The sequence below is a fragment of the Leptospira sanjuanensis genome, from assembly GCF_022267375.1.
Lineage (GTDB): Bacteria > Spirochaetota > Leptospiria > Leptospirales > Leptospiraceae > Leptospira > Leptospira sanjuanensis.
In genome coordinates this window covers 61,103-86,611 of the sequence record NZ_JAIZBH010000001.1, presented here as the reverse complement: position 1 = coordinate 86,611, position 25,509 = coordinate 61,103, and the positions used below count along the sequence as shown (strand labels likewise).

The following is a 25,509-nucleotide window of genomic DNA, read 5'->3' as shown; positions in this document are numbered from 1 at the left end:
CATGCAAGGTTTATCAATAAATTTTCGAAAAAGAATATCGTAATTTTTTAAACCGAAACTTCTCTTCGTTCCGCTTTTACGATCACTTCGAAATGTTTTGTTCGGGGAAAGAAGTCGACGAGAACGACGTTCGTAAGTCGATACTCTTCGTTTAAAATCAAGGAAAGATCCCTTGCCAAAGTCGTATGGTTGCAGCTGGAATATAAAAATCCTTTCGGTTTATTTTCAATCAGCGACTGTGAAACTTTTTTTGACAACCCGGCCCTAGGCGGATTCATGATCCAAAACGGAGAATTCAAAGCTTCCTTCGACTCAATCCGATCCGTTTCCAAATTCAAAACCTCGAAAGTAAAGGAAGAAACGCCGTTTTGCTTTCCATTCTCCCTTGCTTGTTTTAGGGAAGCGGAAGAAAGTTCGTACCCGATCCACCGTTCCGCCTTACCTTTTAGCGCGATCGAAATCAATCCGGATCCACAATATAATTCTAATATTCCCGTTTGTCGATCGGGAGTTAAGGAAAAAATTTTTTCCAGCCAAGGTGCGATTAAATATCGATTCACCTGCGAGAATCCGCCCGCCGGTATGTTCCAGAAGATTTCGCGGAATTCAGGAACACGAACCGTTTCCCGAAATCGTACGGATTCTTTTTGATACGGAACTGCCTTGTTTCCTTCCAACCGAAGCGAAAGGGATTTCGATTTGGAAAGAGGAGCCGATCCGCTTCTTTCTTTTTTGAGAAATTCGAACAAAGCGGCATTCATTTCGTTCGGAAGATTTTTACAACCGTCTTCGGGAAGTTCAACGATCGAATGGGAGAATTCTTCGTAAAATCCGGCGATTCTTTTGGAACCGATAAAACCCAATTGAATCTGAGTCGTATTTCTATATCCGTTCGGCTCGGCGCTGAGAATTTCGATTTCAGGAATTTGAATATGATTTTTGGAAAAAGCGCGTTCTAAAGTTTCCCGCAGAAGAAACGTTTTGATTTCGAGCTCCTTTCCGTAAGAAACATGACGATAGGAACAACCGCCGCATCGAGGAAACGAAACGCAATCCGATTCGATTCTTTCCGAAGACGGATCGGAAATCCGCGAAGCAACTCCCCAACGAAGAGAACCGGATCGTTTCAAAATTGTCGTTTGAACTTCTTCTCCTGGAATCGCGTTCTTTAAAAAGAAAGTTCCTTCTTCCGAATTGGCGATCGAATAACCCAAGTTTACCCAAGAACGCGGCCTAAGCGAAATCGGACCTGTCAGTTTGTTCATGGTGGGTTTTTTAGGACGACCTTTATGTCCCTCAGAGTCGGTTTTCATCTCGTTCCACAACGTCTTCCAGGAAATCCGAAGATCCGGGAACGCAAAGAACAATTCACCTTGACACAGGGGGGTTTTCTCGCGGTAAAGTAATTCCGTCAGGAGAAGTGGCTGAGTGGTCTAAAGCAGCGGTCTTGAAAACCGTCGTGGTAATCCCACCGTGGGTTCGAATCCTACCTTCTCCGCTGACAACCTTTGGAGACGTGCCTGAGTGGCCGAAAGGAGCAGTTTGCTAAACTGTCGTACGGGTAACTGTACCCAGGGTTCGAATCCCTGCGTCTCCGGATTTTGCTTTCATTTTACTCGATACCCGGAATTCTCACCTCTATGTCCTCTGAGCGGTTCAAAACCCAGGAATTTATTCAGGAAACACTGAGAATCTTAAAGAGCGAAGAATTCCCCGGCTTGATCGCCGCGATCTCTTACGTTCCTTTTTTCGGTTGGCTGTTCCTTTGGATTTTTCGTAGGACGCAGAGGTTCGCTTCGTTTCATATCATACAAGCATTGAAACTCAACGTCGGTTTTATCGCGATTTCTTCAGTAGTTTGGTTTTTGAGAGAATTTCCGATCGTGAGTTGGATTCTTTCTTTGATTCGAGTCAACCCGATCGTCACCGACTTTATCAGTTATGTTTCTTGGATCGCATTTTTAGGTTACAGCGCGCTTGGAGCGTGGAACGCGTTTCAAGAAAAAGAATATACCCTGCCTTTTTTCCCGGAGATAGAAAATGAAATTCAAAGAATATTTAAAAAAATACGAACCGGTTCTCCGTAATCTTCCCGAAACAACGAATCGATTTTTAAGATCCGAACGATTTTTAGTGTATCTGGTTTCTCTACCGCTTTTCGGAACTTGGCTGATCGGGTTTACTTTTTATTGGGAAAATTCGGTCGTTCGAAAATATTCAGGATTGTCCTTTCTTAACTTTTTGTATTTCCTTGGATTTCTTTTAGGAAGTGTTTTCGTTTCCTGGATTCCGGTTGCCGGACCTTGGTTAGGTCACTTGGTTCACCTTGCGGGGATTTTGATTTATCTAGGGATTTCAGGATTACTGCTATACAATTACGCCACTGGAAAAAAGATTGCACTCAGGATTCCTGAGGAACACCTTTCTCGTTTAGAATCCTATATCCATTGATACCCGCGCCCATAGCTCAGCTGGATAGAGCGTCTGACTACGGATCAGAAGGTCGGAGGTTCGACTCCTTCTGGGCGCACCAACTTTTTCCTCTTTTACTTGATTCGATCAAACAGTTTCGAGTTCTTATGCAGAGACTCTGCGGCTTCTCTTGCGGGAGAATTTTCTAAGCTTACAAAGAACTTTTCTTCCGGAAGATTCGTTACATTTTAGAAAGACATCTCAAACTGATCTTTGAATCCAAGGAGAATTTCCTGTTTGGACCTCTTTTGGAAAATTATGTCACTTTTAATGAGCGAACGTAAAATTTTCACTTTTTGAATTTTTACCGAAATTATTTCCGAAAGTGCAGTGTACGAATTGACACTAAGACTGAGTCTCATTTCCATTGTAAGGGAACGCTGATAGAGAAGAGTTGGATTTCAAAATGGATAAATGCCACTGCGCACAAGTAGCCTTCGAAACGATTGTAGAGACTGCAAAATCGGAAGGCGTAAGCTACCAAGAAATAATGGAAAGGGTCGATGCAGGAAATACTTGCACGGCGTGTAAGTCGTATCTTATTGAGTACTGTGAATCCAGACTCGAACTCCTCCAAACCGCTTAAACAACTTCTTACGGATTCCCTCTTCTCGGAGGTACTGCAAAAGGCAAATACCTCCCCTCGAAAGAGAGCCAATCACAACTTTCACGAACTTTCCGAAGTATACCAGAGATTCTTAAACGTCCTCACAAAGGACACGTACATCCAAGCACACAGACATAAAAACCCGCCGAAACCGGAAACGTTTTTGGTTTTAAAAGGAAGCCTCGGCTTTGTTCTGTTTAACGAAGACGGTTCGATTAGGGAAACGCATCTTTTAAGCTCCGAAGGTCCCGTATACGGAATCGATATCTCACCCGGAGTATACCACACTCTCGTTTGTCTTTCCGAAACCGCGATCTGTTTTGAAGGAAAATCGGGACCGTACGATCCCGCGACTGACAAGGGTTTTGCGCCCTGGGCGCCGTCGGAATCGGATTCAGATCGATTAGAATATCTGGAAAAACTAAGAAACCTTTTTTAAAGCGACTTCCTTTTTTAGTGGAAACGGATTTTTTACTTTCCCGCGCGAAGATCAAAGTTTCTATTTTGGAAATCCTAGTCGTCGGATTAAACAGGTCCGAAGAAACGTTATGAGTTATCCTGTAAAATACGGCCATTACAATCTGATACCGGATTCTCTTCCCAGCGAAAGCGAATTCACTCTCAGACTTCGGCCGATGGATTTGCGCGTTCAATGGAAACGTTGTTCTCTCACCGCAGATTACGTTTCCAACTACTGTTCTTTTCAGGAAACGCTGGATCCCGACGCTTCCAATACCATTTCAATCGTGTTAAACGAACTCATCGAAAACGCTGCGAAATTTTCCAAAGATAGAAAAGGGGAAATTTTTTTAGATCTGAAGTATTATTCCGAAATCATAAAAATCGAAATTAAAAATTCCACGGACGAAACTTCCAAAAACAAACTCGAAAAATCCATTTCCGCATTGATCAGCCGAAACTCGGACGAACTCTATCTCAGCAAGTTGAAAGACGGAGAAGGAAACGAGCCGAATTCCGGAATCGGCCTTTTGCTTCTTTCGAAAGACTTTCCCGTGCGACTCGGTTTTTTGATCAGCGAAATTTCGTACGGAACCTACGAAGTCATCGTGCGCGCTTATTTGGATTTGAACGAAGTTGAAAGAACAAAATTGAAATCCATCAACGCTTGAATCGGAAAAACCCGTTACTCAAGAGTTGTTTTGATTTCCGATCTAAGCTTTTTAAGATTTTCCAAAAATTTAATCTGCCAATATCGATCCTTGTTTCCTTTGATCTCGACATTGTTGATATTCTTCTTATCGTAAGCGGCCACGAATCGGGATAAACTCGCGATTCCGGCGCTGTTTAAAAAATCCAAATTCTTAATGTCGATGACCGCTTTTCCGCGACCGGAATCGTCGAGCATCGTTTCGATTTGGTTGATGATGGGATCATATTCTTCGACGTTGAGGAGACGAAGCGTTCCGGAGATTCTGATTCTTCCGCGATTTTTTTCCGTTTCAACGGAATAATCTTCTTTTGAAATTTCCATTCTAACCACTACGCCTAAAAAAAAGATGTTATCCTTTTAACAAAATCATATCCCAACTCTTGAAAAAGTAGGAAGGCATTTCTTATATTTTTAAAAAAAAGACAATCTTTCAGGATCTTCTCGTCGCGCAAGCCTTCACTGAAAGAACAACTTTTCACAGAGTTTTCTTATCTTTTCCGTATTCCAAATAACTCCTTTGGGAAACGGGAGGATTCTTCCTTTTTCATTCTTTTTTAGACTTTCATTTTGTTTCACTTCCGTATTTCTAAGATTATGTCGTTTTCCGAAATCAGGCTCTCTATTCTCCATCAATAGTACTTTCGGATTTGGAAGGGCCGATCTTCAGAAACGGAGAATAAAAAAGAAAATTCGAAGACTAAATTCTTTTCCGTTTTTTCGACCCGTACCTTCGGTGTTCAACGCTCAGACCGCATTTTTTAGAACTTACGATATGAAAACTCTTGCAACATCGCTCCCCTGAGAAGACTATATGAGATTGTGGGAATTTTACCCATTCACATAAATATACCTGGAAAGAAGCTCTATGCCTGAGTTTGATTCGATTGATCTTATGAATTACGCCGTCTACGGGAACGAACACGATCCCGAATGGGCAGATATACGAAATTATATTAAGTCCAGCGCTTCCGCTCAAAAAGAATTGGAAGAATTAAGACGCTCCGTTCCGCAGAATGTTAGAAAGAGAAGAGATCCGTCGCGTCCGCACGACCTCGGTAGAGAAAGATCTTACGATTCTGATTCTTCTTCCGATCCGAGAAACGCAAATTCTCCGGAAGAAAAAAAGAAATGGTGGTCTATTTTTACGGGGGAGTAAAATAGCCGGCCTCGTCGCAACGATTCGAGGGAGTAGATCATGGAAAAGGAAGCTCAAACATATCTCAGACTGAAACAGTTTGTGGCTCCTTTCTTGGGTTTTGCCGTAAACATCAACGCGTATGGAACGGAGCATATCACCCAGGAAGGCAAGCTAATCCTTGTTAGCAATCATAGATCCGATATGGATCCGTTCATTCTTTCCTATACTTTTCCGAGATATATTTCCTGGATTGCCGCCGATTATACGTTCCGGATCCCGATTTTTAAAGACTTAGCCAAGCTAGCCGGAGGAATTCCGATGGCGATCGACGGAAAGATTTCCATGGCGAGCATCAAAATGGTGCAGCAGGTTTTTAAAAGAGAAGGCGTTTTGGGAATTTTTCCCGAAGGCCACGACTATATGGTCAAAAACGATTTCTCCGGTCCAATGGTGAAATTTCACGAAGGATTTGCGGCCTTCTCGATTCGGAACAAAGTCGACATTCTTCCTTCCGTGATCGTTCCGATCGAGGAAAGTTATTCCGATATTCCTATTCCTTCTTTGGTTCGTTCTTTTATGGGAATGCCGAAAGAAGTCTGCGATATAAAACGCAGATCGATCTACAAAAAAGTCCGCGTTCTTTACGGACCTAAAATCGATCACAGACCGTATTTGGAAGGGAAGCTCGAAGACAATCTGAAAAAACTTTCGGACGAAGTTCGAGTCAGAATGGAAAATCTTCAAAAGACCGAAGTGGCCTAAGATGCATGCGTACGAAGATATTCGTAATTTAGAAAATTCTAAACTACGAATATCACCTTTATAAATCGGTTTCTACAACTCGATTTAAATTTTTATACCTCTATCTCTCCCGAAAAAATCTCTCTCGCAGGTCCGGTCATTAAAACGCTTCCGGATTCCTGCCATTGAATTCTCAGAGTTCCGCCTCTTAGATCGATCCTAACGTCCTTTCCCGATCTTCCGGTTAAATTTCCGGCGACCATTACGGCGCAAGCTCCGGTTCCGCAAGCGAGAGTTTCTCCCGCCCCTCTTTCCCAGGTTCTTTGATACAGATGATCCTTACCGCGTAAATTTACGAATTCCACATTTACCCGTTTCGGAAAAATGGAATGATGTTCGATCAATGGACCGATTTCTCTTACGGGAAACTGATCGCTGTCGTCGACAAAGATCACACAGTGCGGATTCCCCATACTAACGGCGGTAAATTTCAAAGTTTTGCCCGCGACTTCCAAAACTTGATCGATAATCGTATCTTCGTTCTTCCAGATCACAGGCACCTTGGAAGGAGCCAAGATCGGTTTCCCCATATCCACGCTGACTAGATCCACCTTGTTTCCCGATCCGACTTTTAAATCGACTTCTAGAATTCCAGCTCCGGTTTCTATCCTAGGATTTTTAGAATTTGTTAAACCGTGATCGTAGATGTATTTCGCGACGCAGCGGATTCCGTTTCCGCACATCTCGGAGGAACTTCCGTCCGAGTTGTACATATCCATCATAAAATCGCCTTGTTTAGAATTACGGATGAAAATCACCCCGTCGCTTCCGATTCCGAAATTACGATCGGATATTTTTTGAATTTGTTCCGGTGTAAGGCGAATATCGGTTTGAGTGGAATCGATATAAACGTAATCGTTTCCGATTCCTTCCATTTTTGTGAATTTGAGCGAGGCCACGGGAACTCCTAAGATAAATTGAATTCTATCTTTTCTTAGACTGTTCCGGGGGAAATTCAAAAACGGGAAAACAAGGGATACTTTTTTCTGGCTTTTCCGGCTTCACCCGGAGACATTGAAAATCGGGCGACTCGCCTGGGGGCTTTTTTGAATCAAACCTGTTATCTCTGTTCAAGCACGCAACATTCCACGGTTTTTGTGGAGAATGGAATCGATATCGTCCGCTGTTCCAATTGCGGTCACGTTTTTTCGACGTATGAACAGGAAGAACACTACGAAGGATATTGGGACGATGATTCTTCGTATGATCTCGGTTGGTGGGACAACGCTCACAGGGAAATTTATCAGGACTTTATCGAAGAATTCTTAACCGCGCCCTCCGGTAAGATTTTGGACGTAGGCTGCGGACTCGGATTTTTCGTAAAACGAATCGGAGCTCAAAGACCCGGTTGGCAAGCGACCGGCTACGAAATTTCGGAAAAAGCGGTTCAATTTGCGAGAACGAAAAACGGATTGAAAAACGTTTTTCCGGGAATCGTTCAAAACTCCGGAATCGCAAAAGGATCTCTGGACATCATCACTCTTTGGGACGTGATCGAACATATTCCCAAACCCCATAGTTTATTAGAATATTTGCATTCTCTTTTAAAGCCGGGCGGAATTCTTTTTTTACAAACTCCGAACTTTCCCGTTCAGCTTTTTAAAGCGAAGTTGAAAGTTATGCTCAAAGGAATGAAACCGGACGGACATTACCTTGAAGCCAAAGATCATATCAACGACTACACCGAAAAAACGATGAGGATGCTCGCAAAACAAACCGGATTCGTGGATTGCAAATTCACGATTCTAAAACCGATCGCTTCGGTTTCCGGCAGCGGGGGAGGCAGTCTCGGATCTCTTTTTAAGAAAGCGTATTATTATGCGACTAAGATTCTTTGGTTATTCACATTCAAAACTTTGAATCTGAATAACACCTTATTCGCGGTTTTAAAGAAATAACTTCAACGCGGTTCTGAGATCGCTTGCTTCTCGGTAAGAAAATTCCCGCTCGTTTCCGTCGACGGAGAATACGATCGTTTTCTCTTCGATAAACGGTTTCGTTTTAGAAAACACGGACCGAACTCGAATCGCGGGAATTCCGTAACGGAGCGCTCCTTGCACATCGTCCTTTAAGGAATCTCCGATCATCGCGACTGCCTTTTCTCCGGACACAAGGCGATATGCCGTTGCGAAAAATTCTTCGGAGGGTTTTTCTTTTCCGACTTCTTCCGAACTCAAAATCGCATACGGAAACGTTTTCGGAAACAAAAGGCCGAACTTGATCAATTGCGTTCTGAGATTTTCGTTCGTGCAAAAAAGAAGTTTGTGTTTTTCCGCAATCGTCTTGAGAAGCGCGAAGATTTCCTTGTATTCCTTTTCGAATTTCTTCTTACGGACTTGAATCCCTTCTTGAAAGAATTTGAAGTAATTCTTTTCCAATCGAAGAATCCATTTCGGATCCAGCGTTCCGTGTTTGGACAAAGACATTTTTTTGAAATAGATCAAACGAAGACGATTGGAGGGAGAATCTTTGAGTTCGACTTTCGCTTCTTTTCTGGCGGCTTCGTAAAAATCGGAAAATTCTTTTACCGAGGAGAATCCGTATTCTTTCGCGTCTCGCATAAGTCGTTTTATCGTATCTTCGTAGATTCCGATCGAATCCAAAAACGTATTATCGAAGTCCAGAAAAAGAGCCATTCCTTGCAAAAGAATCTTTCCGATTTCAAACGCAATTCTTTTACTCCATTTTTCCTTGCACGAATTCCAATTCCCTTCATTCTTCTCAACAACGATGCAAGAAGAAGATTCCAAATCCATTTCTAGAAAATCCTTTCTCACCGTTTTGGGTCTTTGTATTTCCGCGCTCGCGGGCGGAGCTTGGTTCCTAAAATTCAGACATAGAATCACGGGAACGATCGTGGGTCCGAACGGAAACGCGGCGCATCGAATTCGAAACAACAAAGATGCCGTCCCTTCTTCGAATATCCATCTCGCAACTTCCGAAAAAACGAAGGTGCTGATTTTAGGCGGAGGAATCGCCGGACTCAGCGCGGGTTATTATCTTCACAAAGCAGGCTTTAACGATTTCAAAATTCTCGAGTTGGAAAACGAAAGCGGAGGAAACTCAAGATCGGGAACGAATCGAATCGGATCTTATCCTTGGGGCGCGCATTATCTTCCTCAACCCGGAGAAGAAGCGATTCTTGTCCGAAAATTTTTGGAAGAAAATCGAATCATGATCGGCAGAGACAAGCAGGGCAAACCGATTTATGACGAGCGATATCTTTGTTTCGATCCGGAAGAAAGAATTTTCCATCAAGGAAGATGGAACGAAGGTCTTTTTCCAAGCGGTTCTCCGGACTCGTCCGCCGCTAACGAAGAGAGGAAATTCAAAAAGTTCATTCAAGGCTGGAGATCCAAAATCGGAAGAGACGGAAAAAAGGCGTTTTCGATTCCGATCGATCTTTCATCGCGAGATCCTGAAATCCTTAAGTTGGATACGATTCATTTTTTTGAATATATCAAGGAACAAGGATTTCAAACGAAAGAATTGTTCTGGTTTCTGGATTATTCCGTTCGAGACGATTTCGGCGGTTCGATGGAAACGGTTTCCGCTTGGATCGGCCTGCATTATTTTTGTTCCCGACCCGTAGACGCAAACGGGGAAGATCTTACTCTTCTAACCTGGCCGGAAGGGAACGGATTTTTAACGGAGAAGTTACGAGCTCCGATTCGATCGAAGATTCAAACCGAAACTCTGGTCGAAAAGGTGATACCGAACTTTTCGAAAGAAGCGAATTTGGCGGTTCAGACATATTCACCCGTAAGCGGGGAACAGAAACTTCTCCTTTGCGATTCGATCGTGTATGCGCTGCCTTCCTTCACACGGAAATATATTCTCGGAGAGAAAACGGGCATCGCCGAAGGACTTACGTATTCCCCTTGGCTGGTCGCCAATCTAAGCGTAGACAAAATTCCAGCGGGAAAAGGAATTCCTCCGTGTTGGGATAACGTCATCTATCAAAGTCCTTCTTTAGGATACATCGTATCCACGCATCAAGATTTACGCGCAGGAAGGGAAGAATCCGTTTTAACGTATTACCAGGCCTTCGGAGCCGCGGACACGCTCGCGACCCGAAAAAAAATGATGCGGACCTCTTGGTCCGATTGGAAAGAATCGATTCTCTTCGATTTAAAAAAAGCGCACCCGGATATCGAAAAGAGAATTCAAAACATCGATATCATGACTTATGCACACGCAATGATTCGTCCGGTTCCGGGCTTGATCTGGGGCGGAAGAAGGGAAAAGCTTTCCGTCTCGTATCCGAATCTTCACTTTGCACATTCGGATCTCAGCGGAATTTCCATCTTTGAAGAAGCTCTCGTCAGAGGACACAATGCCGCCTTTAAAGTTCTCGGAGAACAGAGGCTATGAATCCGAGAGGATGGATTTTTAAACCGTCTTTAGACCTCGCGTTTATTCTTCTTCCGGGAATCGCGTCGGTCGCACTCTTATTCATATTCAATATATTGAATATCATTCCTTCCGAAGTCGATCCGTGGATTTGGTTTTGCACGGTTCTATTGATCGACGTGGCCCATGTTTACTCGACTTTGTTTCGATCCTATTTCAACGAAGAAGAATGGAAGGAAAAGAAAACTCTTCTGATAACGGTTCCGATCGTATGTTTTTTGTTTTCCGTGTTTCTGTATTCGTTCGGAATGATTTGGTTTTGGAGAGTGATGAGTTATATCGCGGTCTTCCACTTTATACGGCAGCAGTTCGGGTTCATGGCTCTTTATCGGAAAAAAACGGATTCAAAACAAATCCCGTTTTGGATCGATAAAGTTACGATCTATTTAATGGGCGGAATTCCGATCGTATACTGGCACCTAACGGATCAAAAGCGGGAATTCTCCTGGTTTATGGACGGAGACTTTCTGATCTATCCTTTGCCGAATGTCGCTAACGCTCTGCTTTGGTTTCAGTTTGTTTGGCTCGGTATTTATCTCCTCGCCCATGGATTTCTTTTTATAAAGGAACGTTCGTTTCCATCTGGGAAGATTCTTCTTGTTTTGAACACATGGATCGTATGGTATTTCGGGATCGTTTATTTCAATTCCGACTTTTCTTTTACGGTTACGAACGTAATCAATCACGGAGTTCCGTATTTATTCTTACTTTTCTATTACACGGCGCGGAATCCTTCCGAAATCAAATTGGAAATTTTCAGAACTGGATCGTGGATTAGGATTCTTGTATGTTTTGTGTGCGTTCTGTTCGTATTTGCGTTCGTCGAGGAATGGACTTGGGACAGTTTTATATGGAAAGACCATTCTCAGATTTTTAAGAATTCGAGTTTCTATTCTTTCGAGCTTCCCGAAATCGCTTCCGCACTTTTGGTTTCCTTACTATTTCTACCTCAATTTACCCATTACGTTTTGGATGCGTATCTTTGGAAGATCGGAAAGCCCAACCCGAGGTTGTTTCACTTTTTTGAGATTCCGGACAAGAGCTGATAAACGCTTTGTTTTGAATTTCCAACACATTCGGAATGGGTTTTCGTTTTTAAATAGACAATCCAGGTTTTCCTTCCATAATGACGAAAAAGTTAAACAGGAATTGATCCATGATTATCGTTGAAGGAATCGACTATTTCTTAATACCTGCGGAGAACCCGGAAGCCTCTGCCAAGTTTTATTCTGATATATTCGATTTCGAATCGGTGGACGAAAAGTCCGGCGAATACGTCGTAATGGGACTCGATTCGATCAATATCAGACTTCAGAAAATTTCCGGTTTCAAAAATTCCCTCGGAGAAAACAAAATTCCGGTGCTAAGTTTTGTTTTGGATGTGGATGATTTTACCGAAGCAATCGCGGAGCTCGAAGAGAATAAAATCTCCATCGTTCGCGGACCGGAAACCAATAGCGGCGGAGAATTCTTACACTTCCTGGATCCAGCAGGAAACGTTTTAGAAATCAGTTATAAAGATTGATTTTAACCGAAACAATCTTCGTACACAAAAAAGCCTCTCTTTGAGAGGCTTTTTTATTCTTTAAAGCTCTGAATCATTCTCCTCCGATTCAGCCTACCTTATCGATAAATGTACCCTTAACCTTGTAGAAATCCCCGTTTTGACCGGCCTCGACTGCAAAGGCTCTTTTGTCCGAAACGTTAGCCTGTTTATTTTCATAAGGCTCGACGTGAATCATCCCCTCTTCTTTTGGGATTTTTCTTGTATCTTTGACTCCTTTTTCCGGAAGCCCAAGCTGAACGGAGGAAACTACCTTCATGATACAACTCCTAGTCGAACTCTAACAGATTTACCTAAAAAAACCAAACATTTTTTATTGAAATCCGATCTTACAACTTCCCTTTCCCGTCGTTATGAAATATTGAACGGCATAATTGTCCGCAAAATTGATCGTAGGGTTGTATACCGGAGCCGCGAGCGTTCCTACGTCGACGGTTGTACAACTGGTCGTAAAATATTTCACGGCGACTAAGTTATCGCATTCAAAGGTAAGAATCGTCCCGCCCGTTTCTCGGAGATTGGATCGGAACGCTTTTGTGGAATAATCATCCGTAAATTTAATGGTTTGTGAATCGGGATAATTCACCGCAGTTTCATCGCCGTAGATATTCGAGTAGGCTTTGTAACAATCCACGTAGAACCGTCTCGCCGAACAATTGTATCCGTCGGTTCCGTACACCGTATCACAGAATCCGTCCGTTTTGGCGACGGTCAAAAATCCGGCTGTAGTTCCCGACGGAACGGTGGTAATGATTTCCGTCGTAGTCACTGAAAAAATCGTACCGGAAAGTCCGTTGAATTTTACGAGCGTCTCCGCGGAGCTCGGAGCAAAATTTCTTCCCTTGATCGTAATCTGAGTTCCCGTATAAGAAACCCCGTCCGTCTGCGGAGGAGATCCGGAAGGCGGATCGATCGAAGTAATCACGGGACTTCCCAAGCCGAGTCCGGTAAATAAATCGTTGTTGGAATCGCTTTCTTTACATTGAAAGAAGAAGGATAAGAGCAGAAGAGTTAGGAAAATTTTTCTCGATTTATGTAACATAACCTTACTTGGCTTGAAAAATTTACGACGGGCATCTAGTTTATCGGAACAAAAAGGTTTCGGCAAGAATTATTCTGCCTAGAAAATGGTGCATTGAAATGAGCGAATCCAGCACAGTAATTTATTCCACCGAACAAGAAATCGCGGTTCTTCTTTTAAACCGACCCGAAAAAAGAAACGCAATCAGTAAAGAACTTCTTTCCACACTTCATCAATCGATTTTAAAAGCGAAAAACGAAAAATCGGTTCGCGCTTTGGTTCTTGGAGGAATCGGACCTTCCTTTTGCGCAGGAGCGGACCTCAAGGAACGAGCGACGATGGCTCCCAAAGAAGTAACTCGCTTTTTAGAAGATCTGAAAAATTGTTTTTTGGAACTGGAAAATTTTCCTTATCCCACAGTAGCGGCTCTTGACGGAGACGCGTTCGGCGGAGGTCTTGAACTTGCATTGTGTTGCGATTTCATTCTTCTCAAAAACGATATCCGAATCGGACTTACGGAAACACGTTTGGGAATTATTCCGGGCGGAGGAGGAACGCAAAGACTTCCTCGCAGAATCGGAATCTCCAAAGCAAAGGAGATGATCTTTACAGGTAAAACGATCGACGCGGAAACAGCATTGAACTACGGACTTGCAAATTCGATCTGGCACGATTCTTCTTTACCCGCGGCGAAAATGTTAGCGGAAGAAATCGCATCTCATTCTGCGCCTATCGCACTTCAGCTTGCAAAGAAAGCAATCGCGGAAGGTTATGGTCAGGATATACAAACGGCTCTCAAAACCGAAAAGAAATACTACGACGAAACCTTAAAGACGGAAGATCGGTTGGAAGCTTTGAAAGCGTTTCAAGAAAAACGAAAACCGATTTTTAAAGGAAAATAAATGATTCTTACAGGAAAAGAAATTCAAAAACGAATCGGTCAAGATATCGTAATCACTCCCTATTCCGAAAAACAACTCAATCCGAATTCTTACAATCTAAGACTCCACGAAGAACTTCTTGTTTATACGGAAGTTCCTTTGGATATGAAAAAACCGAACCCGTCGGAAAAGCTCATCATCCCTGAAACCGGTCTTCTTTTAAAACCCGGAGTATTGTATCTGGGAAGAACCTTGGAATTTACGGAGACGCATAACTTAGTACCGATGCTCGAAGGAAGATCCTCGATCGGAAGATTGGGAATGCTCGTTCACGTTACTGCGGGATTCGGCGATGTTGGATTCAAAGGATTTTGGACTTTGGAAATTTCCGTCATTCAACCTCTCATCGTTTATCCGGGCGTGGAAGTTTGTCAGATTTTTTATCACACTCTTGAAGGACAAATAACGGAATACACATCAGGTAAATACCAAGCGAATCAGGGTATCCAGCCTTCGATGTTATATAAAGACTTCGAGAAATAGAATTCTTTCTTTTTTGTTGACTTTCTTCGCATTCTTTCGAGAATTTTGACCTCAAAACACTTTTTGGAGTATGGAATGATGAAGTTTAAAACGGTCGCAATTTTTCTTGCGTTCGCATTTATTTCCGCGCCTGCATTTGCCGGAGAGGACGATGCAATTCTTGGAAAATGGTGGAACAAAGAAAAAGACGCGCAAGTAGACTTACACAAATGCGGAGCGAAAATTTGCGGAAAAATCGTATGGTTGAAAGAGCCCCTTTATCCTGCGGGAAGCACCGAGGGAACTCCGGGGACTCCAAAATTGGACATTCATAATAAGGACGAAAGTCTTCGCACACGCCCTACTTTGGGACTTGTGTTCCTTACCGGCTTCTCCTATGAAGGTGAACAAGTTTGGACCGGCGGAAGAGTTTACGATCCGAAAGGTGGTAAAACTTACGATGGAAGACTTACTTTAAGAAACGCGGATACTCTCGATCTCAAAGGCGGATACAAAGTCGGCTTCATGATGATCGGAAAAGAATCCACTTGGACTCGAGTAAAATAATTCCTTCCCTTCTCACCAATCAGAGGAAATAAAAAAGATCCTTTGTTGCAAACCTGAAAATTAGAATCTCTCCGATCAAAACAAACGGAGAGATTCTCTTTCCTCAAACGTGATTTTCAATCTTCTTTAAAATCTTCTTCGCGTTTTCATTCTGTGGATCCAAGTCCAAGGCTTTGATTGCAAACTCTTTCGCCGTCGTGTAATCCTGTTGCATTCGATATAAATCGGAAAGATTGACCAAGTTATTCGCGTTATCCGGCTGTTTGGCGATCACTCTTTCGGAAGCCGAAATCGCTTCAGGAAGTCTTCCCAATTTCTTATTCGCTACGGAAAGATAATACCAATACTCGCTCAATTCCGGATCGAGTTCGAGATACTTTCCTAAGATCTCAACGGCTTTAACGTAATCCTTATCCTTAAAACTCAAAAGGCCGAGTAATTTTATAACCTTAGAATCTTCCGGTGTTTTCGAATAAAGATCCGCAAGTTCGTCGATCGCTTCTTTTACGTTTCCATCCTTATACAACTGGCGCGCGTGGGAATACGAGATGCTCCAATCGTTCGGCTCTTCGTTTAGGGATGCCGCTATCGAATGATCCGCATCGAGCGACGATCCTCGTGTTTGCTCCGTTTGAAGAATTCCGAATTCGATTCTTAAGAGTGAAAGATCGTCCGTGATTTCCCCGTTTTTGTAAATCAAATGCTCGATCTTATCGAGATCTCCTTTACCTAACTCAACCGTTTTGAGAAAGAGAGTCTCGTCTTCGTTGATTGATCGAGTGTCCTTATCGGGAGTAAGATCCAAATCGTCCTTTCCATCCGAACCGACGATCAATACGTCCCCCTTTCGCAAAGTCGTATTAAAAACTTTGAAAGGATACTCCGACTCTAATCCTATTTTACGCAGTGTTAAGGAAGAATCCAAAAACGTAGCGCGGCCATCCCGATACAGAACGGTAAATGGATGTTCCGCATTGAAATAAAAACATTTTCCCGATTCTTCTTCGATGAGAAAAAACGACCCGGAAATCACCATACTCCCGTTAAACGACTTAAAGACCGCGTTTACTTCTTCGTATGTTTCGGTTAACCATTGTTCCGGAGACATATCAAGAATTCGATTGTCAGCCGCGGATCGAGCCAAAATCGAATTGATAACGACCCCCATTACAAGAGAACCTCCCGCTCCCTGCATGGACTTACCCATCGCATCCCCGTTCATCGCAAAGACGTATCGTTTAAAATCGGACGGAGTTCCTAAACGGAGATTTCCGGTAACGCAAATATCTCCCCCGAGATCGGCGCGCTTTCCCTTAAACTCGAACTGCTTTTTTTGTCTCAGAAGAAACTGAGTGGAGATGCGAGAAGACTTGCTTGCATTGTAGTTCAAAGGTTTTGCAAGCAGGGATGTTAAGAAATAATCCCCGTCCTGTTGAATCTTCAGTTTTTGGAATTCGTCGATTTTTTCGGACAATTCCTCCGTCCTTAAACGGACTTTTGTCGCGAGGTGTTCCGCGTAATCTTGGAGTTCTTTTCTCGCGTCTCGAATCGAGGAAACCATGTTGTTAAACGAATCCGCTAAAAATCCGATCTCGTCTTTAACGCGGATCGGCACCTGAACTTCCAGACTTCCGTCGTTTACCTTTTCTACGCCGCTCAGCAAATCGTTCAGAGGCGAAACGAGACTTCCTCTAAAGAACAACGGAAAAAGAAGAATGATCACTACGATCACGACGCCCAATACGATGATTTGTTTCAACGCGGTCGGGTGCATAAATTCGCGGTAAGCCCTATAGGAAAAGCCGACCTCGTTTACCGTATCGTTTTCACGATCGTATTTGATAAAACCGATATAATGCTGGCTGTGGTTGTCCACATCCTTCTTACGATAATATCTCGTAAGAGATGGTACGAACGGACGGAAGTAATTCAAAACTTCTTCCTTTAACTTTGCAGGAGTTACCGCTTTGCCGTCCCATTTACAAAAGTTCCATCGATATTCCAAGGAGATGCGGAACATCTTCACTTCTTTTGCGCCGTCCAGATAACTTCTTCCTTTCGCGCAGAAATCCTCCGCAAAAATATTATCTAGCTTATTGGAGGCGACGAATACGTGAAGGCCGAGTCTTGATAGCTCTTTGTTCAATGCGGTTTTCAAAGCCGTGTCTTCCAACTCGGGATGATCTTTTAAAAAGTTGATGATGGAATACTTATATCCTCCGAAATTCTCGTGGGAATGATTCACGAGTTTCATTAAGGATTCGCGAAATCCTTGCGGTTGAAGACCGAATATCTCCTCGTATAAAAGCGTGTTCTTGAAATCGATCTCAAGCTGTTCTTGATCGGGATGGATCTTCGGATCGTATTTATCGCGATCGAACGTATTCTTATTTTTATTCCATCGGATTACGTACGAAATTCCTTCTTCGATCGCACCTCCTTCCAACGCTCTTTCCATATGAATCTGACTCAGAGTGTCGTACTCTGATTCTTTGTCCTGGTTGGAGATGTAGACGAGCGCTTGCATGATGATGAGAACCGTAACGAAAGTGATTCCGACGATTTTCAACATGAACGAAGTTTTTTCTACGGAAAAGTTCAGATATAAAATAAGAATGATAAAGAAAGCCGCCATAAACAAAAGAACGATCGAAGTAAGATAAATCGATCTTTCGATATAACCGTCTCGGCTCAAAAGGTTGGCGACGACCGGAACGGTTCCACCGATCAAAAAGGACATCATAAACCCGAAGATGATCCATCTCGTTTTACCTTTGAGCAACGTCATTCTCCAGATAGGAATCGCGACGAAGTTGATGAACACATACGTAAAGATGATAATTGCAATCGTACGACTTACGTTTTCCGCGTTAAAATCCCAATGATGCGCCGTGAAGTGATATTTAACCGAAGCGTTCCAAGTGGAAAAACAGAAGTAGCCTACGGACAAAGCGGCGACGACCCACAACACGATCGTTGTGATGAAGTTGAATCTCGGAAAATCGTTTTCAGGATAACGTGCGACGAACTGTCCGATATGGAGAATCGCCGGAAGAATTAAGCCCGCCGTAATCCAGCGGTGATACGCTGCAAACGGATGATAAAGAACCGCTGCAAAAACATAACCGAACTGAAAAACACCGAGCAAAAACGCGCCAAGCGCGAGATGTTTAGTGCTCGATACTTTCTTATCGATAAAAAGAAAAACCCCGGAAATAAGGATGGCTGTTAAAAACGATAACAAACTTCCAAACGAATAATAATTGAGAAGTATATTGTCCCAAATGGATCCTGTTTCGCCCATAGTCTTACAAACCTTTTCTTTTAAAAAATCTCTCGGCGATTCAATTCGAACCGATTTCTATTTTTTCCGAACAGACGTTACTCTATTGGTACGAAGCTTCTTTTCAATGATAAAATAGGATTAGTTCGATTTAACGGAATGATCCGTCGGCTTTCTGCGAGCGTTTCGAGGAAGAAGGAAAAATTAAATGGAACAAGCGTTCGTTTTCAAGGGAGTTGCACGAAAGCGCCCAGGATCGATTCTTTTTGGAAGGTTTTCCAAGTATAAACTTCGTATGGTCCGCGCGTTACCCACCCTCTAAGCAGGCTGGACCAATTTTTATCCCGGATCGACTTTAGGATTAGAATCACTTCTCCCGTTGTTTTGGGGGAATTCTCGAACACTAATTTTTTGACAAAATCCCGGTAACCGGCCGGACCCAATTCTTTATAAAGAATATATTGAATCTTCAGCGCCTTGTTGTAAAAGGTCGGGGTCGCAGCCGGATTTTTTTCTCGAAAGTCGGGGTCCAACGGGAAATCCTTTCCGCCTTGCAGCCCTTCTTCCGAACTCCATTCTTCCGCAATCGAGATTAACTCGTCTTTGGTAAGATTGATCTTCTTTTCTTTATAAAGAACGAAAGGTAAAAAGGAAACCAAACCCTCGCTCAACCAAGGAATGTTCGAAAAATAAAAATGGCCGAGTTCATGAAATAGCAAAGCGGGGTAACCGGCGGGAGAAAGATCGGGTTCCATAAAAATCCCGCGAGAAGGTCCTAAATCGCCGGAGATATTGTTGTAACCGCCGACCCGGGTTCCGTTTAATACGACCTGATCCTGAACGACCAAAAGCACCTTATATTTTTCGGAGGCCTTTTGACCTTCGAACACGGAAGCGCTCGCTTCATGAAAGGAAATTCCCGAATACGATTCGAGCGCCCGAAAAAGATCGCCGGTCTTTCGATAGGCAAACTCGTTCCATTCCTTATCCTGGGAAGAATTTCGTATTTCCAAAACGAGTTCCCCGCGGTTCAGAGGAATTCTCCGAACCCACGCGGCAGCGCTTTTATCCGAATAGATACCGAACGAGAAAAGAAGTAAAAACCCGACTAAGAACTTACGCACGATCTCTTTCGATGAGTTTGAGAAGTCTTTCCCCGTTTTGATTGCCCGGATCAAGATGCATCAGCTTTCGAGCCACTTCTTCCGCGAGATCGAATTGATCCGTAAGTCGATATATATCGGAAAGATTTACGAGGTTGGAAAGATTCTCCGGTTGAATGTCCCTCAATTTCAAACTCGCTTGCAATGCTTGTTCGTATTTTCCGACTTTCTTATTCGCGATCGATAAATAGAACCAATACTCGTGAAGTCCCGGATCGGTTTTCAGATAGTTGCTTAAAACTTCGATCGCGGTCGTATAATCTTTTCCTTTAAAACTCAAAAGACCGAGAAGTTTGTTTATCTTTTGATTTGCGGTATCGTGCGTATAACCGGTCTTGAGAAGTTCCAGAGCCTGTTCCACTTTACCGGCTTTGTAAAGTTGTTTCGCGTCTTCGTAGATCACGTCCGGATTAAGAGCGACCTCGATGCGATCACCGCCGGTGAACATTTCATCCAGTTCGTCTTTTTTCTTTTCTACTTGGAATTCGATCTTCAACAAGGAAAGGTCGTCCGTCAATTCTCCGTATTTTCGGATTTCGCTTTCGATGTCTTCGAGGACGCCTTTTCCCTTTTCCACGTTTCTTAAGAATAAGTTTTCATCTTCGTTGATCGTTCTTACAGTTTCTTCCGGAGTTAAATCGATATCGTCGCGACCGTCCGATCCGAGAATCAGGACGTCGCCTTTTTTGAGTTCGAAAGTTCTCACCTCAAAATCGAACTCCGAATCCAAACCGAGTTTTCTGAGCTGAAGACCTTCTTCCAAAAAGCTGGCTTTTCCGTCGCGATAAAGAACGCTAAAAGGGTGTTCCGCATTGAAATAAAAACATTTTCCGGTTTCTTCCTCGATCAGGAATACCACCGCCGAAATCACCATACTTCCGTTAAACGACTTGAATACGGAATGAATTTCCTGATAAACTTCGCTCAACCATTCGGAAGGAGTCTTGTTAAGAATCCTATTGTTTGCCGCCGAGCGAGCCATGATGGAGTTCATGACTACCCCCATAACAAGAGCCCCGCCGGCGCCCTGCATGGACTTACCCATCGCGTCTCCGTTCATCGCCATCGTATAACGTTTATAACTTTCTTGAGTTCCTAAACGGAGATTTCCGGTAACACAAATGTCCCCGCCAAGGTCCGAATGTTTTCCGCGAAACTCGAATTGTTTCTTTTGCTTTAACGTGAATTCGGTGTGAACGAGCTTCGATTTGTTCGCGTTGTAAAAAAGCGGTTTTGCCAAAAGGGAAGTAAGGAAGTAATCCCCGTCCTGCTGAACCTTCAGCCTTTGGACCTCTTCCATTTTTTCCTGAACTTCCTGAGTTCTTTCTTTCACCTTTTCTTCTAGGTTTTCGGCGTAGTCCTGGAGTTCTCTTCTCGCTTGTTTGATCGAAGAAACCATCGAGTTGAACGAATCGGCTAAGAATCCGATTTCGTCGCGAACCTTAACAGGAACCTCCACATCAAGATCCCCTTTGTTTACCTTTTCCACCCCGGATAACAAATTGTTCAACGGATCGACGAGACTGCTTTTAAAGAATAACGGAAATAAGACGAGTACTACAAAAATCACCGCAAACAAAATGATCGTCTGCTTCACCGAGGTCGGGTGCATGAATTCGCGATATTTTTTATACGAAAATCCGAGTTCGACTACCTGCTTTTTTGCAGGGATGTATTTCATAAACGCAACGTGATGCCCAAGTCCGTCCAGGCTTCTTCTGTAGTGTCTGGTTTCCGCGGGTTTGAACAAACTGAAGTATTTTAGGAATTCGGCTTTCAGTTCCTTACCGGAAACTTCTTTTCCCTTCCAAGAACATCCTTCTAAGTTTTTCAGAATTCCGTTTTTGAAGGATTCCAGATCCTTATTTTTTTCGAGATAGGATTTTCCTTCTTCGCAAAAAGAATTCGGATTGATACCCTGAAGTTTGTTCGTATTAACAAAGGCGTCTTTGTTTAGCTTTTCTGCATGTTTTAGAAGCGCTTTTTTTAAATCCTTAGAACTTAAGGAAGAATTTTCCTTAACGAACTTATAGATCGCGTCTTTGTAACCGGCAAAGTATTCCGGCGATGAATCAAGAATCGCTTTGAGGTTCTCGCGAAAATTATCTTCTCTGAGAGCCGCAATTTCCTCGTAGATCAGAGTATTCTGAAGATCCACTTTTACGAGCGGAAGATCCAAACCGTATTTCGAGTTGTAATCGGTCGTAATCAATTCTCCCGTTTTTTCATCGTATCGAAGCGTGTATTCTACTTCGTTGTTGATCTTACCGCTTTCCAAAACGCGTTCGCTGTTGACGATATGAAGGCTATCGTATTCGGATTCCTTATCCTGGTTGGAAATAAATACGAGGGACTGCATGATCAAACAAATCGTGAATAACGTGATTCCCACGATCTTAACCATGAATGTGGTTCTTTCGGTACTGTTGTTGATAAAGACGATGACGACGACCGAAAACGCGGCGATAAAGAAAATAACGTTCGAGGTCATGTAAGTGGACCGTTCCATCAGACCGTCTCGACTCAATACGTTAGCGATATTCGGATAAAAAGCCGCGATCATAAACCCGAGGGCAAACAGGAAGATTGCGAATCTCTTTTTTTCCTTATCGGTGACGATCCTCCAAGCAGGGACGATGATAAATGCAATGACGCAGTAGAATGCGATCATAAAAGCCAGATATTTGCTAGAGATCAGCGCGTTGAAATCCCAATGATGCGCGGTGAAGTGGTAAATCTTCTCCGAGATGTACGTCATGTAGATAAAGATGCAAGCGACGATGAACCCTAAAATGTGCTGAAAGATCATCATCCAGAAACCGAGCTTCTTATTCGAGTTGCTCGGATAACGGATAAAAAACTGGGTAAAATGAGTCACCGCGGGAAGAATCAAACATCCCGTCAACCATCTGTGATATGCCGCAATCGGATGATAGTAAAACGCGGCCATAAAGTATCCGATCTCGAAAAGACCGAACACGAAAAAGGCGATCCCGAGATGATACGTCGCGACCGTCTTTCTTTTTAAACTAATAAAAAAAACGGCAAGGAAGAAGGTGGTAATCGTTACTAAAAGACTGCCAAAAGAATAATAGTTGAACAGAATCAAATCTGATCTCAGAAAATCTAATCCCATAATCTCCAGGTCCGTCTTTCTAATTCTTTATATCGTTCGAAAAAGCACGGCATCGTTCAAAAAATCTTGAAAACGGTTTCAATAATTCATACCAAAACTAAAAATCAATAGAAAAAATAAGGAATCAAAAGAGTTTTCCAATATGCCGGTTTTTGAGAAACTAAATTCCCTCAATCGAAAGATTCTTGGGCTTCTGAAAGAAAAACTCTGGTTGAAAATCCTATTTGGGATGTTTGCCGGAATCGTTACCGGTATCCTCTTAGGATCTGATTTATCCTTAGTCGAAAGGGATGTCGCTCAACTTACTACTGCGTGGCTTGTTATACCGGGACTCATCTTCATCAGCCTTTTGCAGATGATCATGATTCCTTTGATCTTCTCTTCTATTATTCTCGGAATTTGTTCGGCTGAAAACATCGAGAACGTTAAAAAACTCGGAATTAGAACCTTAATTTATTTTGTTCTGACAACTTTCATTGCGGTCGCCATCGGAAGTTCGTTGGCGCTTTGGTTGAAGCCGGGAAAATCGACGATTCAAATTAAGAATGCTCTGACCGCAAAGGTACCCGCAGCAACGGAGATTCCCGCTTTGGACAAATACCCGGAATTATTCATGTCCTTTTTCCCGAAGAATCCGTTTTTATCGATTACTCAGGGAGAAATGTTAAACGTCATCGTCTTTTCCATTCTCATCGGAATCGCCATCCTTTCCGTATCGAAAGAACTTTCAAAACCGATCTTAGAACTTTTGAATTCGGTTTTTCAGATCAGCATGAAAATCGTCAACTGGGCGATGACTCTAACTCCGTTTGCTGTTTTCGGATTGATGGCAAAAGCAATTTCTTCGATCGGCACAGAACTTCTGATTACGCTCGGCGTTTATATGAGCACGGTTCTTCTCGGACTTCTTTGTGTGATCGGCGTTTACTCGATCATTCTCATCTTCTTGGCCAGAAGAAATCCGATCGAATTCTTTTCCAAAATCGCAGGATTGCAGTTGCTCGCGTTTTCCACTTCTAGTTCGGCTGCCGTAATGCCGGTCTCGATCCAAACCGCTACGGAAAATTTAAAAGTCAAAAAGAACATCGCCGAATTCATCATACCGGTCGGAGCTACGATCAACATGGATGGGACGGCCCTTTATCAAGCGGTGGCGACGATCTTTTTAGCCCAGTATTATGGAATCGATTTAGCCCCCACGCAATTGATCTTCCTTTTGTTTGCAACGGTCGGTGCGTCGATCGGAACACCGAGCACGCCCGGAATCGGAATCGTGATCTTAGCCACGATTCTTACAGGAATGGGAATTCCGACCGAGGGAATCGGAATCATTTTAGGCGTGGATCGATTTCTGGATATGTGCAGAACTACGATCAACGTCACCGGCGATATTACGGCTTCTTGCGTTATGGACAGGCTGAGCTGATTGAAATTCAGATTTTACCGACTTACATTTTACAACATTCTTGCGAATATCACCGTTCCGCTAACCGGCCTCGCGGACACAGCCATATTAGGAAATCTTGATACTCATATCTTTATGGCCGGAGCTGCGCTTTCGGGGATCCTTTTTGATTTTATCTTTTGGATGTTCGGTTTTTTAAGAATGGGAACCACCGGTCTAACGGCGCAAGCCTCCGGAGAAAAGAATGAAAAAGAATCCCTTTTTATTCTCGCCCGTTCGATCGTATTGGCTTTTTTTTTCGGGTTCTTGATCCTTTTGTTTTCTCCTTGGATACGGGAATTCGGATTTCGAATTTTAGAAGGAAGTCCGAACGTAAAGGAGGCCGGTCTTTCGTATTTCGATTCAAGAATTCCGGGTTCGATCGCCGTTCTTTGCAATTACGTTTTTACCGGTTGGTTTTTAGGAAGAGAAAAAAGTTCTTATGTTCTGATCGCTACCATCATCGGAAACGGAATCAATGTTGCTCTCGACGTTTGGTTTATTTTGTTTTTAGGATGGGAAGCATACGGAGCGGGACTCGCTACGAGCATCAGTCAATTCGGGATGTTGGCCGTATTTACCGTTTTATTTTTGAGAGAATTGAGAATTCTCCCGGAATTAAAAATTTCTTTGTTACGCGACAAAGGTTTGTTGTCGATGCACGGATTTTCTTCCCTACTCCATCTCAACAAAGACATTTTTTTACGGACCTTGTTTCTGATTCTTACGTTCAGTTTGTTTCGTAATTTCAGCTCGGAAGCAGGAACCGAAATTTTAGCGGCTAACACGATTCTTCTTCAGTTGATTTTAGTAAGCGCGTATTTGGTGGACGGAGCGGCGTTCGCGACCGAAAGTCTCGCCGGAAATATCTACGGAGAAAAGAATTGGAAATTGTTGAAGGAACTTTTGTATCTCGCGCTTTATAATAGTATTTTCTTCACTTCGATCTTTCTCGCGGTTCTTTTTATATTTCCGAATTTTACGTTCGGTTTAATCACCAAAAGCGAATCGGTCCGAGTTTTATTAAACGAATATCGAATTTGGTTGTTGCCCGTTTTGGAAATCGGAGCGATCGCTTTCATCCTAGACGGTTTTTTTATCGGACTTACGCAAGGAAGAATTCTCCGCAACTCCATGTTGATCAGTACGGCGTTGTTCTTTTTTCCGATGGCGTATCTCGGAAAAATCCAGAAGGACAATCATCTTCTTTGGCTTTCCCTTGTACTGCTTATGATCGGAAGAAGCATGACCCTTTTCTTACAAGCGCGCAAGTTTTTTCAAAGGGTGGGAGATCCTACAAATTAAGTCTCTTCGACGAGATTTTGA

The 25,509-nt window shown here is 43.0% G+C and carries 24 protein-coding genes and 3 tRNA genes; 18 read left to right on the top strand and 9 right to left on the bottom strand.

Annotated features, from left to right (window positions below; all coding sequences use genetic code 11):
• Nucleotides 1-47: 47 nt before the first annotated feature.
• Complete coding sequence (locus tag LFX17_RS00415) at nt 48-1,313, bottom strand: class I SAM-dependent RNA methyltransferase (RefSeq protein ID WP_238744586.1); 1,266 nt, start codon at nt 1,311-1,313, stop codon at nt 48-50.
• A 101-nt stretch (nt 1,314-1,414) separates the two neighbouring features.
• On the opposite strand from LFX17_RS00415, the gene LFX17_RS00410 reads away from it, so the two are divergent.
• The 7 genes from LFX17_RS00410 to LFX17_RS00380 all read left to right on the top strand — a co-directional run bounded on the left by LFX17_RS00410 (nt 1,415) and on the right by LFX17_RS00380 (nt 4,209).
• A tRNA-Ser gene (locus LFX17_RS00410) sits at nt 1,415-1,498 on the top strand.
• A gap of 12 nt (nt 1,499-1,510) precedes the next feature.
• Nucleotides 1,511-1,597: transfer RNA gene (locus LFX17_RS00405), tRNA-Ser, on the top strand.
• A 43-nt stretch (nt 1,598-1,640) separates the two neighbouring features.
• Nucleotides 1,641-2,087, top strand: a complete 447-nt coding sequence (locus LFX17_RS00400; RefSeq protein WP_238728343.1) for a hypothetical protein — start codon at nt 1,641-1,643, stop codon at nt 2,085-2,087.
• A complete protein-coding gene (locus tag LFX17_RS00395; protein ID WP_118954433.1) occupies nt 2,041-2,451 on the top strand; it encodes a hypothetical protein in 411 nt (136 codons plus the stop codon). Before LFX17_RS00400 ends, LFX17_RS00395 begins: the two co-directional genes overlap by 47 nt.
• A gap of 5 nt (nt 2,452-2,456) precedes the next feature.
• Nucleotides 2,457-2,533 (top strand) — tRNA-Arg (locus tag LFX17_RS00390).
• Nucleotides 2,534-2,975: 442 nt separating this feature from the next.
• Nucleotides 2,976-3,518 carry a WbuC family cupin fold metalloprotein gene (locus LFX17_RS00385; RefSeq protein ID WP_238728342.1) on the top strand — a complete coding sequence of 181 codons (543 nt, stop codon included), beginning with the start codon at nt 2,976-2,978 and terminating at the stop codon, nt 3,516-3,518.
• 109 nt (nt 3,519-3,627) lie between these two features.
• Nucleotides 3,628-4,209, top strand: coding sequence for a slr1658 superfamily regulator (locus LFX17_RS00380; RefSeq protein WP_238728341.1), 582 nt, complete (start codon nt 3,628-3,630; stop codon nt 4,207-4,209).
• 14 nt (nt 4,210-4,223) lie between these two features.
• On the opposite strand, the gene LFX17_RS00375 is transcribed toward LFX17_RS00380, so the two are convergent.
• Complete coding sequence (locus LFX17_RS00375; protein WP_238728340.1) at nt 4,224-4,571, bottom strand: slr1659 superfamily regulator; 348 nt, start codon at nt 4,569-4,571, stop codon at nt 4,224-4,226.
• A gap of 544 nt (nt 4,572-5,115) precedes the next feature.
• On the opposite strand from LFX17_RS00375, the gene LFX17_RS00370 reads away from it, so the two are divergent.
• Nucleotides 5,116-5,406, top strand: a complete 291-nt coding sequence (locus LFX17_RS00370) for a hypothetical protein (RefSeq protein ID WP_238728339.1) — start codon at nt 5,116-5,118, stop codon at nt 5,404-5,406.
• Between the two features lie 39 nt (nt 5,407-5,445).
• Complete coding sequence (locus LFX17_RS00365) at nt 5,446-6,150, top strand: lysophospholipid acyltransferase family protein (protein WP_118954440.1); 705 nt, start codon at nt 5,446-5,448, stop codon at nt 6,148-6,150.
• A 92-nt stretch (nt 6,151-6,242) separates the two neighbouring features.
• Here LFX17_RS00365 and dapF read toward each other — a convergent pair whose 3' ends face one another.
• Nucleotides 6,243-7,088, bottom strand: coding sequence for a diaminopimelate epimerase (dapF, locus tag LFX17_RS00360; RefSeq protein WP_238744585.1), 846 nt, complete (start codon nt 7,086-7,088; stop codon nt 6,243-6,245).
• Nucleotides 7,089-7,235: 147 nt separating this feature from the next.
• Between dapF and LFX17_RS00355 the strand changes: the two genes are divergently transcribed.
• Nucleotides 7,236-8,087 carry a class I SAM-dependent methyltransferase gene (locus LFX17_RS00355; protein ID WP_238744584.1) on the top strand — a complete coding sequence of 284 codons (852 nt, stop codon included), beginning with the start codon at nt 7,236-7,238 and terminating at the stop codon, nt 8,085-8,087.
• On the opposite strand, the gene LFX17_RS00350 is transcribed toward LFX17_RS00355, so the two are convergent.
• The gene (locus LFX17_RS00350) at nt 8,076-8,825 is read right to left on the bottom strand and encodes an HAD family hydrolase (RefSeq protein ID WP_238747608.1); all 750 of its coding nucleotides are present in this window, start codon (nt 8,823-8,825) and stop codon (nt 8,076-8,078) included. The genes LFX17_RS00355 and LFX17_RS00350 overlap by 12 nt on opposite strands.
• A 94-nt stretch (nt 8,826-8,919) precedes the next feature.
• On the opposite strand from LFX17_RS00350, the gene LFX17_RS00345 reads away from it, so the two are divergent.
• From LFX17_RS00345 to LFX17_RS00335, 3 genes are all read left to right on the top strand, one after another.
• Nucleotides 8,920-10,563: an NAD(P)-binding protein gene (locus LFX17_RS00345; RefSeq protein ID WP_238744583.1), complete on the top strand. Its 1,644-nt coding sequence runs from the start codon at nt 8,920-8,922 to the stop codon at nt 10,561-10,563.
• Complete coding sequence (locus tag LFX17_RS00340) at nt 10,560-11,648, top strand: hypothetical protein (RefSeq protein WP_135778958.1); 1,089 nt, start codon at nt 10,560-10,562, stop codon at nt 11,646-11,648. Before LFX17_RS00345 ends, LFX17_RS00340 begins: the two co-directional genes overlap by 4 nt.
• Before the next feature lie 110 nt (nt 11,649-11,758).
• A complete protein-coding gene (locus tag LFX17_RS00335) occupies nt 11,759-12,127 on the top strand; it encodes a VOC family protein (protein ID WP_118954445.1) in 369 nt (122 codons plus the stop codon).
• A gap of 88 nt (nt 12,128-12,215) precedes the next feature.
• Here LFX17_RS00335 and LFX17_RS00330 read toward each other — a convergent pair whose 3' ends face one another.
• Both LFX17_RS00330 and LFX17_RS00325 read right to left on the bottom strand, forming a co-directional pair.
• Nucleotides 12,216-12,425 (bottom strand): hypothetical protein, encoded by a 210-nt coding sequence (locus LFX17_RS00330; RefSeq protein ID WP_118954446.1) that lies wholly within the window; start codon nt 12,423-12,425, stop codon nt 12,216-12,218.
• A 54-nt stretch (nt 12,426-12,479) separates the two neighbouring features.
• Nucleotides 12,480-13,208: an LIC10067 family putative lipoprotein gene (locus LFX17_RS00325; protein WP_406600649.1), complete on the bottom strand. Its 729-nt coding sequence runs from the start codon at nt 13,206-13,208 to the stop codon at nt 12,480-12,482.
• Between the two features lie 98 nt (nt 13,209-13,306).
• On the opposite strand from LFX17_RS00325, the gene LFX17_RS00320 reads away from it, so the two are divergent.
• The 3 genes from LFX17_RS00320 (at nt 13,307) to LFX17_RS00310 (ending at nt 15,157) form a co-directional block, all read left to right on the top strand.
• Nucleotides 13,307-14,089, top strand: coding sequence for an enoyl-CoA hydratase-related protein (locus LFX17_RS00320; RefSeq protein ID WP_135778960.1), 783 nt, complete (start codon nt 13,307-13,309; stop codon nt 14,087-14,089).
• On the top strand, nt 14,090-14,611 hold the full coding sequence (gene dcd, locus LFX17_RS00315) for a dCTP deaminase (protein ID WP_135778961.1): 522 nt from the start codon (nt 14,090-14,092) through the stop codon (nt 14,609-14,611). It begins immediately after the preceding gene.
• Between the two features lie 75 nt (nt 14,612-14,686).
• Nucleotides 14,687-15,157 (top strand): DUF2147 domain-containing protein, encoded by a 471-nt coding sequence (locus tag LFX17_RS00310; RefSeq protein WP_118954450.1) that lies wholly within the window; start codon nt 14,687-14,689, stop codon nt 15,155-15,157.
• Between the two features lie 103 nt (nt 15,158-15,260).
• Here the strand turns inward: LFX17_RS00310 and LFX17_RS00305 are convergent, their stop codons facing one another.
• The 3 genes from LFX17_RS00305 to LFX17_RS00295 all read right to left on the bottom strand — a co-directional run bounded on the left by LFX17_RS00305 (nt 15,261) and on the right by LFX17_RS00295 (nt 22,739).
• A complete protein-coding gene (locus LFX17_RS00305; RefSeq protein ID WP_238744582.1) occupies nt 15,261-18,461 on the bottom strand; it encodes a SpoIIE family protein phosphatase in 3,201 nt (1,066 codons plus the stop codon).
• A 206-nt stretch (nt 18,462-18,667) separates the two neighbouring features.
• Nucleotides 18,668-19,564, bottom strand: a complete 897-nt coding sequence (locus LFX17_RS00300) for a gluzincin family metallopeptidase (RefSeq protein WP_238744581.1) — start codon at nt 19,562-19,564, stop codon at nt 18,668-18,670.
• Nucleotides 19,557-22,739: a SpoIIE family protein phosphatase gene (locus LFX17_RS00295; protein ID WP_238744580.1), complete on the bottom strand. Its 3,183-nt coding sequence runs from the start codon at nt 22,737-22,739 to the stop codon at nt 19,557-19,559. The genes LFX17_RS00300 and LFX17_RS00295 overlap by 8 nt, the downstream gene beginning before the upstream one ends.
• A gap of 142 nt (nt 22,740-22,881) precedes the next feature.
• Between LFX17_RS00295 and LFX17_RS00290 the strand changes: the two genes are divergently transcribed.
• Both LFX17_RS00290 and LFX17_RS00285 read left to right on the top strand, forming a co-directional pair.
• A complete protein-coding gene (locus tag LFX17_RS00290; RefSeq protein ID WP_238744579.1) occupies nt 22,882-24,165 on the top strand; it encodes a dicarboxylate/amino acid:cation symporter in 1,284 nt (427 codons plus the stop codon).
• Nucleotides 24,166-25,488, top strand: a complete 1,323-nt coding sequence (locus LFX17_RS00285) for an MATE family efflux transporter (RefSeq protein WP_238744578.1) — start codon at nt 24,166-24,168, stop codon at nt 25,486-25,488. It begins immediately after the preceding gene.
• Nucleotides 25,489-25,509: the final 21 nt, after the last annotated feature.